The sequence below is a fragment of the Plesiocystis pacifica SIR-1 genome, from assembly GCF_000170895.1.
Classification (GTDB): Bacteria; Myxococcota_A; Polyangia; order Nannocystales; family Nannocystaceae; genus Plesiocystis; species Plesiocystis pacifica.
In genome coordinates this window covers 1-11,669 of the sequence record NZ_ABCS01000172.1, presented here as the reverse complement: position 1 = coordinate 11,669, position 11,669 = coordinate 1, and the positions used below count along the sequence as shown (strand labels likewise).

The window sequence follows — 11,669 nt, the reverse complement described above, 5'->3', positions numbered from 1 at the left end:
GCAGACCCTCGCCTGGGGCCTGGGCGGGCCGCTGCGCTCGGAGCACGGCGGCCTCCGCCCCCTGCGCGTCGACCTGGGCGCCCGGCCGAGCGCCCCCGAAGATCCGGAGGTCCGCGCCCTCGTCGAGCTCCTCGCCCGCGACGGCGACGAAGATCAGGTCGCCCTGCGCAGCACCGAGGTGTTCGTCGCCCGGCTCGAGCGCGCCCCCGTCCCCGCGGCCGCCAAGGGCCGCAAGGTCGCCGCGGGCGAGCGCGCCTTCCGGGTCGAGATTGGCCAGCCCGGGCTGCTCGAGTCCATCGAGCTCACCGCCTTCGATCGCCCCGCGCTCGAAGCTGGGCAGGTCGAGATCGCCGTCGAGGCCGTGGGCATGAACTTCCGCGACGTGCTCCTGGCCAACGGCGTCATCCCGCCGGTGGGCAGCGAGCGCGTGCTCCTGGGCTTCGAGTGCGCCGGCACGGTCGCGCGCGTGGGCGAGGGCGTCGACGGCCTCGAGCCCGGTCAGCGCGTGTTCGGCATCGCCTTCGACTCCTTTGCGACCCACGCGGTGACCCGCGCGGAGCTGGTCGTGCCCCTGCCCGAGCGCCTGTCCATGGCCGAGGGCGCGACCTTGCCCATCGTCCACCTGACCACCTACGTCTCGCTCCACGAGACCGCCCGGCTGCGCCCCGGCGAGCGCGTGCTGATCCACTCGGCCACCGGCGGCGTCGGCCTGTCCGCGCTGCAGTGGGCCCAGCACGTCGGCGCCGAGATCTACGCGACCGCGGGCAGCGAGACCAAGCGGGACTGGCTGCGCGAGCAGGGCGTGCAGTGGGTCAGCGACTCCCGCTCGCTGCGCTTCGTCGACGACATCCGCCGGTGGACCCGGGACGAGGCCGCCGCGGGCAAGGGCGAGCCCGGCGTCGACGTGGTCCTCAACGCCCTGGCCGGCGAGCTGATGCACGGGAGCCTGGGCCTGCTGCGCCGGGGCGGCCGCTTCATCGAGCTGGGCCTGCGCGGCGCCCTGTCCAACGAGCGCATCGGCCTGGCGCCCTTCGCCAACAACCTCGCCTACTTCCTGGTCAACCTCGCCGACCTGACCGTGCACGCGCCCGCGCGCGCCGGGGCCTTGCTGCGCGAGCTCGTGCCCCTGCTCGAGCAGGACGTGCTGCGCCCCCTGCCCATCCTCCCGCACCTCATGTCGCGGGTCGGCGACGCGATGTGGGAGATGGCCCGCGGCCGCCACATCGGCAAGTTCGTGGTCCACGTCGACGGCACCGAGGCCGCGCGCGAGGCCTTCCCCGACGCGCCGCCGGTGCGCGTCAACGTGCCCCGCGGCGCGAGCTTGGTCCGCGGCGATCGCAGCTACTTGATCACCGGCGGCCTGGGCGGCCTGGGCCTCGAGCTCGCCAAGCGCCTGGCCGAGCGGGGCGCCGGCGCCCTCGTGCTGCTCAGCCGCCGCGGCGTGACCCAGGACCACCAGCGCGAGGCCATCGCGGCCATGCGCGAGGCCGGCGTGGTGGTCGAGACCCCGAGCGTCGACGTCAGCGATCGCGCCGCCCTCGAGGCCGAGTTCGAGGCCATCGCCGCGAGCCCGCGCCCCCTCGGCGGCATCGTGCACACCGCGGGCGTGCTCGCCGACGCCATGGCCGTGGACCTGCGCCCCGAGGACTTCGAGCGCTCGTTCGCGCCCAAGGTCGCCGGCGCCTGGCACCTCGACGAGCTCAGCCGCAGCCACGCCCCCGAGCTCGAGCTGTTCGTGCTCTACAGCTCCGTCGCCGGCATCCTCGGCAACCCCGGCCAGACCAACTACTCCGCCGCCAACGCCTTCCTCGACGGCCTCGCCGCCCGCCGCCGCCGCGCGGGCCTGCCCGCCCACGCCATCGCCTGGGGCGTGTTCGACGAGGTCGGCTTCGCGACCGGCGACGCGCGACGCGGGGCCCGGCTCGCCGCCCGCGGCCTGACCCCGCTGCGCCCCGCCGAGGGCCTCGACCTGTTCGAGCAGGTCGTCGCCGGCGACGAGGCCCTGCTCGCGCCCTGCCCCTTCGACGCTCACAAGTGGGCCGGCTTCTACACGGAGGCCGCGTCGTGGCCCTTCTTCGCCGAGCTCCTGGTCCGCGAAGCGGGAGACCAGGGGGGCCGCGCCGAGGACGAGCTGTCCGAGCGCCTGCGCCAGGTCTCGACCCGCGAGGCCCGCCCGATCTTGCTCGAGCACGTGCTCGAGCAGCTCGCCCAGGTCATCCGCATCGATCCCGCCGAGCTCGACCCCGACGCCCCGTTCGCGGCGCTGGGCGTCGACAGCCTCATGGGCGTGGAGCTGCGCAACCTGGTCGCGGCGAGCACCGGCGTGACCGTGCCCGCCACGGCGATCTGGACTTACCCGACGCCCGAGGCGCTGACCGGCTTCATCCTCGAGGCCCTCGACCTCGAGGCCGAGCCCGAGAGCGAGGCAGACGCGCCCGAGCCCGAAAGCGAGCCCGCGCCCTCGCCCACGCCTGCCCCCCTGGATGAGGAAGAAGAGCTCCTCGAGGAACTCGAAGACCTCTCCGACGAAGACCTCCTCGCCCTCGGTGACGAGCTCCTGTCTTGACGCTTGCGCCCTGACCACGCTCGGGTCACCTCCTCCTACCCGTCCCCGCGCCCTCGCTGCCCGCCCCGCGCGCTCCCGCCCATCCACCCGGGGAGCCTCGTCGAGTCGCTCATGCCCAAACCCGACTTCCGCGAACAGTTCAAGCGCGCCCTGGCCAAGATCAAGCAGCTCAAGTCCGAGCTCGAGGTCGCCCAGGCTCAGGCCGCTCAGGCGCCGGCCCTCCCGGCCGAGGCTTCGGCCGCTCCGGTCGGGGGCGAGCCCATCGCGATCGTCGGCATGGGCTGCCGCTTCCCCGGCGCCGACTCCCTCGAGGAATTCTGGTCGGTGCTCGTCGAGGGCCAGGACCGCGTCGTCGACATCCCCGACGAGCGCGTCGTCCACCACTGGCCTGCGGAGGTGCCCCGGTGGGCGGGGCTGCTCGACGACGTCGCCGGCTTCGACGCCGAGTTCTTCGGCATCAGCCCGCGCGAGGCCCTCAAGCTCGACCCCCAGCAGCGCCTGGCCCTCGAGGTCAGCTGGGCCGCCCTCGAGCACGCCAACCTGCGCCCGAGCGCGCTGTCGGGCTCGAACACGGGGGTGTTCCTGGGCCTGTGCAACGTCGACTACCTCGACCGCGTCCACGCCACGGACTTCTCGGGCTGGGAGGCCTACGACCTCACGGGCACCATCTCGAGCACGGCCTCGGGGCGCATCGCCTATACCCTCGGCCTCCAGGGGCCCACGCTGACCCTCGACACCGCGTGCTCGAGCTCGCTGGTCGCCATCCACCTCGCCGTCAACGCCCTGCGCCTGGGCGAGTGCGACCTCGCGCTCGCGGGCGGCTCGAGCGTGATCGCCTCGGAGGGCACGCAGTCGGGGCTCTACCGCACCCGCGCCCTCTCGGCCGACGGCCGCTGCAAGACCTTCGACGCCAGCGCCAACGGCTTCGTCCCGGGCGAGGGCTGCGGCATGCTCGTGCTCGAGCGGCTCAGCGACGCCCAGGCCAAGGGCCACCGCGTGCTCGCGGTCGTGCGCGGATCGGCGGTCAACCAGGACGGGCGGTCCACGGGCCTGACCGCGCCCAACGGCCTCGCCCAGCAGTCCATGCTGCGCGCGGCCCTGCGCGACGCCGAGCTCGAGCCCGACGCGATCAGCTACATCGAATGCCACGGCACCGGCACCGTGCTCGGCGACCCCATCGAGACCGACTCCCTCGAGGCGGTGTTCAACGACCCCAAGCTCCGGACCAAGCGCCCCGCCGAGCGCCCCGATCGCGGGCCGCTTTGGCTCGGCGCGGTCAAGACCAACATCGGCCACCTCGTCGCCGCGGCCGGCGTGGCCGGGGTGATCAAGACCGTGCTCGCCCTCGAGCACGACGCGATCCCGCCCAACCTGAACCTGCGCCACCTCAACCCGCGGGTGCGCTTCGAGGGCTCGCCCCTCCAGCCGCTCCGGGCCCAGACCCCGTGGGCCGCCGAAGACCCGGGCCAGGCCCGCTACGCCGGCGTCTCGTCCTTCGGCATGTCCGGGACCAACGCCCACGTGATCGTCGGCGAGGCGCCGGAGACCCCTGAGACCGAGGCCCCCGAGGCGAAGGCGCCCGAGGCCCCGCTCGGGCTCGTCCCCGTGCTGGTCTCGGGTCGGAGCCGCGCGGCCCTCGTCGCCCAGGCCGAGCAGCTGCGCGCCTCCTTGCGTGCGCGGGGCGAGCTCTCTCCCGCGTCCCAGCTGCGCCTGGCCGCGGCCCTGGCCCACAACCGCACCCACTTCGAGCACCGCGCGGCGCTGTTCGCCGATACCCCCCAGGCCCTCGCCGAGGCCCTCGAGCGCCTCGTCGAAGGGGTCGACGAGCGCGGCGCCCCGGCGGCCTCGGTGGTCGACTTCCCCGAGGCCGACAGCCTCCCGAGCCGGCCCAAGCTCGCCTTCCTGTTCACCGGTCAAGGCTCCCAGCGCCTGGGCATGGGCCGGGAGCTCGCGGCGACCTTCCCCCGCTTCGCCGCCGCCCTCGACGAGCTGTGCGCGGCCCTCGACCCCCACCTGCCGCGGCCGCTGAAGTCCGTGCTGTTCGCCGAGCCGGACACGCCCGAGGCCGCCCTGCTCGACGAGACCGGCTTCACCCAGCCGGCCCTGTTCGCCGTCGAGGTCGCGCTGTTTCGCCTGCTCGAGTCCTGGGGCCTGCGCCCGGCCTACCTCCTGGGTCACTCCATCGGCGAGCTCGCGGCGGCCCACGTCTCGGGGGTCTTCGACCTCGCCGCGGCCAGCGCCCTCGTCGCCGCCCGGGCCCGCTTGATGCAGGCCCTGCCCAAGGGCGGCGCCATGGCCTCGGTCCAGGCCAGCGAGGCCGAGGTCCAGGCCGTCCTCGACGACCTCCTCGATAGCCAGGGCGAGGCCGTCATCGCCATCGCCGGGCTCAACGGGCCGATGTCCACTGTGGTCGCGGGCGACGAGGCGCCCGTGCTCGCGACCATGGCCGCGTTCGAGACCAGGGCCGCAAGGTCCGCGCATGCAAGTCAGACACGCTTTCCACTCGCCGCGCATGGAGCCCATGCTCGACGAGTTCCGCAGCGTCGTCGCCGGCCTCGAGGCCAAGGCCCCGCGCATCCCCATCGTCTCGAACCTCAGCGGCGCCGTGGCCAAGGCCGACGAGCTCCGCGACCCCGACTACTGGGTCCGCCACGTCCGCCACGCGGTCCGCTTCCTCGACGGGATCCGCACCCTCGAGACACTCGGCGTGAACACGGCCCTCGAGCTCGGGCCCCACGGGGTGCTCAGCTCCATGGCCGTGGCCTGCCTCGACGCTTCCGCGGGCAGCGAGAGCGGACGGACGATGCAGCTGCACGCGATGATGCGCCGGCGTCGGCCCGAGGCCGCGCACCTGGTCCGCGCTTTGGCTGCGGCCCACTGCGAGGGCATCCCCGTGGACTGGGGCGCCTTCTTTGGGTCGTGGGGGCTGCCGAGCGCCGGCCCGGTCCCCGAGCGCCTGCCCACCTACGCCTTTCAGCGCGCGCCCTACTGGCTCAGCCCCACGCCCGCGCTCGCGCCCGAGCAAGGCAAAGGCGCCGCGCCCCTCGGGCTCGAGGCCACCGCCACGCCGAGCGAGCAGAGCCTGTGGGCGGCCGTCGACGCGGGCGACCTCGCGGGGCTCGGCGACCTGCTCGAGCTCGGCGACGACGACGACGCCCGCGATGCGCTGCGTCGCGCCCTGCCCGGGCTCGAGCGCTGGCGTCGGCGCGCGCGGGCCCGGGCGGCCGTCGACGCGTGGAGCTACGCCGTGGACTGGCGCCCCGTCGAGGCTCGAGCCGCGACCACGGCCGCCACCACTCCCGTGCTCTTCGCGTCGACCCGCGACCGCGAGCACCCCCGCGTCGCGGCCCTGGCCGAGGCCTTCGGCGCGCGCGTCGAGTGCCTCGACCTCGACGCCCTCGCCGACGCCGAGGGTCGCGCGCAGCTGGGCGAGCGCCTCGCCGCCCTCAACCCCGACGCGCCGCTGCTGTCCCTCCTCGCCCTCGACGAGACCCTCGACCCGGCGCGCCCCGGGCTGCCCGCAGGCGCGGCCCTCAACGTCGCCTTGATCCAGGGCCTCGCCCGCGCCCCAGGCGAGACGCGGCTGTGGCTGCTGACCTTTGGCGCCGTCGGGGACCAGCCTGGGCAAGCGAGCGCGCCGCTCCAGCGGCCCCTCCAGGCCATGACCGCCGGGCTGGGCCAGGCCGCGAGCCTCGAGCGACCGGAGCTCGTCGCGGGGGTCATCGACCTTCCCGCGCAGGCGGACGCCCTCGCCGACGAGGCCGCCGCGCTCTCGCTGTGGCTAGACGGCGACGAGACCCACCTCGCCCTGCGCCCCGAGGGCGCCCACGCGCGCCGGCTGATCCCCACGGCCGAGCTGTCTAACGACGCCGCGCCCCTGGCCGAGCTCTCCGAGCTGTCCGGCACCGCGCTGATCACCGGCGGCACCGGCGGCCTGGGCTCGGCCCTCGCCCGCGAGCTGGTCCGCGCGGGCGTCGACAAGCTCGTGCTCACGAGCCGCCGCGGGCCCACGGCTCCCGGCGCCGAGGCCCTCCGCGCCTCGCTCCTCGCCCTCGCCGAGGAGCGCCGCGCCCGTCCCCTCGAGGTCGAGATCGTCGCCTGCGACATCACCGACGCCGAGGCCACCCGGGCCGTGCTCGCCACCATCGACGCCGGCGACTCGCCGCTGCGCGCGGTCATCCACGCCGCCGGGATCGCCGGCGCCTTCGAGCCCCTCGACAGCCTCGAGCTCGACGCCCTCGCGCCGGTGACCGGGGCCAAGGTCGAGGGCGCCCGGATCCTCGACGCCCTCCTCGACGAGCGCGGCCCCGATCGCCAGCCCGAGCTCTTCGTGCTGATCTCGTCGATCGCTGCGACCTGGGGCAGCGGCCAGCAGCTGGCCTACTCGGCCGCCAACGCCTACCTCGACGCCCTCAGCCAGGCCCGCCGCGCCCGCGGTCAGGCGGCCTTTGCCGTCGCCTGGGGGCCCATGGGTGGGAGTGGGGGTGGGAGTAGGGGTGGGGGCGCCGACGAGGGCGTCGGCATGGCCACGGGCGACGCCCTCGTCCACCTCGAGCGTCGGGGCCTGCGGCCCGTGCCCATGGCCACCGTCGCCCAGCTCACCCTGTTGACGGCGCACCAGACCCGGGCCGAGTCGGGGGCTGGCTGGCTCGGCGAGCGCAGCGGCCTGACCCTCGTCGACGTCGACTGGCGGCGCTTTTACCCGAGCTACACCCTCGCCCGCCCGCGGCCTCTGCTCGCCGCCGTCGAGCCCGAAGCCGAGCCGAGCGAAGGCCAAGACGCGACCGCGAGCGAGCCCGCCTTCGTCGCCGAGCTGCGCGGCCTCGTGGCCGAGGCCGAGGGCACCCTCGACGCCGAGGCCCCGCGCCGGGCCGTGCTCGGGCTCGTGCTCCAGACGACCCGCCAGATCCTCGGCTTCGCCCCGGACCACGCCCTCGACGCCCGCCGCGGCTTCGCCGATCTCGGCCTCGACTCGCTCATGGCCGTGGACATGCGCACGGCCCTCAACAAGGCCACGGGTCTGTCCCTGCCCGCGACCTTGACCTTCGACCACCCCACGCCCGAGCGCGTCACGGCCCTGCTCCTCGACAGCTTCCGCGAGGTGCTCGAGCCCGCGCCCCAAGCCCAGCTCAGCCGCGCCCCCGAGGCCGCCCCGCCCGTCGAGGTCCGGAGCTTTGTCGACGCCGGTCAGCCCATCGCCGTCGTCGGCGTGGGCCTGCGCCTGCCCGGCGGCGTCACCAGCCTCGACGAGCTCTGGGCGCTGCTCGACGAGGGCCGCGACGTGCTCGTGCCCATCCCCAAGTCGCGCTGGGACAACGACGCCATCTACGACCCGGACAGCGAGGCCCCGGGCAAGACCTACGTGCGCCACGGCGCCTTCCTCGACCAGCCCATCGAGGACTTCGACCCGGCCTTTTTCAACATCAGCCCGCGCGAGGCCGCGGCCATCGACCCCCAGCACCGCCTGCTCATGGAGGCCGCGTGGGAGGCCCTCGAGCGCGCCGGCGTGGTCCCGGGCGAGCTGCTCGACTCCCTGTCCGGGACCTTCATCGGCGTCGGCCAGAGCGACTACGCCCAGCAGCTGCACCGCAACCCGGCCGCCGACGCCTACGCGGTCATGGGCACCCACGCCTCCTTCGCCTCGGGGCGCCTGTCCTTCACCCTCGGCCTCCAGGGTCCGGCGGTCGCCGTGGACACGGCCTGCTCCTCCTCCCTGGTCGCCCTGCACATGGCGGCCAAGGCCCTGCGCAACGGCGAGTGCGACCTGGCGCTGACCGGCGGCGCCCAGGTCCTGCTCAGCCCCGACTCCTACATCTCGCTCTCGCGCATGCGGGCCGTGGCCCCCGACGGGCGCTGCAAGACCTTCTCCGCCAACGCCGACGGCTACGGCCGGGGCGAGGGCGTGGTCGTCCTGGCCCTCGAGCGCCTCGACGACGCCCTCGCCAAGGGCCGGGAGATCCTCGCCCTGGTCCGCGGCACGGCCGTCAACCACGACGGGGCGAGCAGCGGGATCACAGCACCCAACGGGACCTCGCAGCAAAAGGTCCTGCGCGCGGCCCTGGCCGACGCCGAGCTCGAGCCCCGGGACATCGACTATGTCGAGTGCCACGGCACCGGCACCCGCCTGGGCGACCCCATCGAGGTCCAGGCCCTGGGCGCGGTGTTTGGCCGCGACCGCGAGCCCGAGCGGCCCCTGCTGATCGGCGCGATCAAGAGCACCCTCGGCCACCTCGAGACCGCCGCGGGCGTGGCCGGCATCGCCAAGGTCCTCGCCGCCCTGCGCCACCGTCGGCTGCCCGCCAACGCCCACAGCCAGCCCCCCAACCCGCACATCGAGTGGGACGCCCTGCCCGTCGAGGTCGTGGCCGAGGGCCGGGCGTGGACCGATCGCTCGGGCGCGGGAGAGCAGCCCCTGCGCGCGGGCGTGTCGAGCTTTGGCCTGTCGGGGACCAACGCGCACATCATCCTCGAGCAGGCGCCGGCGCCCGCGACCTTCGAGCCACCAGCCGCCACGGCCCCACTGATCCTGCCCCTGTCTGCGCGCAGCCCCGAGGCCCTGCGCGCCCACGCCGGGCGCCTCGCCGCGCACCTGCGCGGGCTCGAGGCGGGCGCGACCTTCGAGCCCGCCGAGCTGGCCTGGACCCTGGCGACGAAGCGCTCGCACTTCGAGCACCGCGCCGCCGTCGTCGTCCCGGCGCAGGCCAGCCCCGCCGCGATCGCCGAGCGCCTCGACCCCGTGGCCGCGGACGCGCCCGCGGCCACCCACGTCCGCGCCGAGGCCCGGGCCGAGGGCAAGGTCTGCTTCGTGTTCCCCGGCCAGGGCTCGCAGTGGCCGGCCATGGCCCGAGAGCTGCTCGAGCAGTCGCCAGAGTTCCGCGCGAGCGTCGAGGCCTGCGCCCAGGCCCTCGCCCCCCACGTCGACTGGGACCTGCTCGCCGTCCTCGAGCAGCGAGAGGGCGCCGCCGAGCTCACCCGCGTCGACGTGGTCCAGCCCGTGCTGTTCGCGGTCATGGTCAGCCTCGCGGCCGTGTGGCGCAGCTGCGGCGTCACCCCGGACCTGGTCATCGGCCACAGCCAGGGCGAGATCGCGGCCGCCCACGTCGCCGGCATCCTCAGCCTCGAAGACGCCGCCAAGGTCGTCGCGCTGCGCAGCCGGGTGATCACCCAGCTCGCGGGCACGGGCGCGATGGCGGCCACGGCCCTCGACGCCGACTCCCTGCGCGAGGTGCTCGAGGCCGAGGCCTACCGCGGGCGCGTCGCCCTGGGCGTCGACAACGGCCCCGCGTCCACCGTAGCGTCCGGCGACCCCGAGGCCATCGACGCCCTCGTCGAGGACCTCAACGCCCGCGGCGTGTTCGCCCGCCGGGTCAAGGTCGACTACGCCTCGCACTGCCACCACGTCGCGGGCATCGAGGCCGATCTGCTCGACGCCCTCGCCGGCCTCGAGCCTCGAGAAGCCGCGATCGAGATGCTCTCGACGGTCGAGCCCGACGTGGCCCTCGACGGCCGGCGCCTCGACGGCCGCTACTGGTACGAGAACCTGCGCCAGACCGTGCGCTTCGCCGAGGCCGTGGACCGGGCCTGCGCCCACGGTCACCGCTTCTTCGTCGAGATCAGCCCCCACCCGGTCATGCCCGTGGCCCTCGACGGTCTGGTCCGCGCGATCGGGGTCGAGGCCGCCGTGCTGCCCAGCCTGCGCCGCGACGAGGGCTCCCTCGAGCGCCTGCTCGCGTCCGTGGGCGCGCTGCACTGCCACGGCCACCGCCTCGACTGGGCCGCCGCGCTCGGCCGCGACCCCGAGGCCCCGGCGAGCCCGGCCGTCGCGCTCCCGACCTACCCCTTCCAGCGCGCGCGCCACTGGATCGAGGCGCAGTCGGAGACCGCCGATCTATCCAGCGCGGGCCTCCAGAGCCTCGAGCACCCGATCCTGCGCGCCTACTTCACGGTCGCCGGTGAGCCGGTCAAGCGCGTGGCGAGCACGAGCCTGGCCGAGGACAGCCTCGGCTGGCTCGCCGACCACCGCGTCCACGGGCGGACCGTGTTCCCGGGCGCGGGCCTCGTCGATCTGGGCCTGAGCGCGGCCCTCGAGCTGTGGCCCCAGGCCAGCGGCCTGCGCCTCGACGAGCTGCTGTTCGCCGCGCCGCTGATCCTCGACGCCGCCCCCCTCGAGCTGCAGGTCGTGCTCGAGGGCGACGACCCGCGGCGCCGCCTGCTGAGCGTCCATACCCGGCGGGCGCGCTCGCGGACGCAGGGCGCAGGGCTCCCGGCCGACGAGCTCGACGCGGGCTGGGTCGAGCACGCGCGCGGCAGCGTCAGCCTGCCGGCGAGCCTCGAGGGCGCCGAAGCGCCGAGCTGGCCCGTGGACGAGAGCGGGCGCGAGCCCGTCGACCTCGAGGCCTGCTACGCCCGGGCCCTCGCCCTCGGCCTCGACTACGGCCCCGCCTTCCGCGGCCTCGAGCGCGCCTGGATCGCCCAGCCCGACGACGCGGGCACCGTCGAGCTCCACGCCGAGCTGCGCCTGCCCGCGGACGCGGGCGCGAGCGAGGGCCACGCCTTCCACCCCGCGCTCCTCGACGCCCTCACCCACCTGCTGCTCACCCAGCTCGACGACGACAGCGAGGTCGCCCTGCTGCCCTTCGCCTACCGCGGCGCGACCTTGCACCGCCCCGCCGGCGAGCAGCTGCGCGTCCGCGCCGAGCTCCACCGACCGACAGCGGACGCGACCCCGCGGCTGCGCTTTTGGGCGTGGACCCCCGCGGGCGAGCTCGTCGCGAGCCTCGACGCCCTCGAGCTGCGCCCCGCCTCCCCCGAGCAGCTCCGCGACCGCCGTCCCCTCCAGCACGCCCACGCCCTGCGCTGGGAGCCCGCGACCGTCGAGTCCGCCGACGCGGGCCTGCCCGGCCGCCGCTTCGGCCTGCTCGGCGACGCCGAGGCCCTCGCCGAGGCCCTGACCACGCTCGGGGCCGAGGTCGTGTCCGCGCCCAGCCTCGGCGTGCTGCTCGAGCGGAACGAAGCCGCCGAGTTCGACCAGCTGCTCCGGATCTGGCCGACGCCGGGCCCCGAAGTCCTCGACGCCGCCCTCCCAGCCCGGGTCGACGCAGCC

At 75.4% G+C, this 11,669-nt stretch carries 2 protein-coding genes and 1 pseudogene; all 3 read left to right on the top strand.

Annotated features, from left to right (window positions below):
* On the top strand, positions 1–2,566 hold a 2,566-nt coding region (locus tag PPSIR1_RS39920; protein WP_006977021.1), incomplete at its 5' end, for a type I polyketide synthase.
* A gap of 111 nt (positions 2,567–2,677) precedes the next feature.
* A pseudogene (locus PPSIR1_RS50665) lies at positions 2,678–5,396 on the top strand (type I polyketide synthase); the annotation flags it as partial.
* 63 nt (positions 5,397–5,459) lie between these two features.
* Positions 5,460–11,669, top strand: a 6,210-nt coding sequence (locus PPSIR1_RS39915) for a type I polyketide synthase (protein WP_198154725.1), incomplete at its 3' end; no start/stop codon positions are given.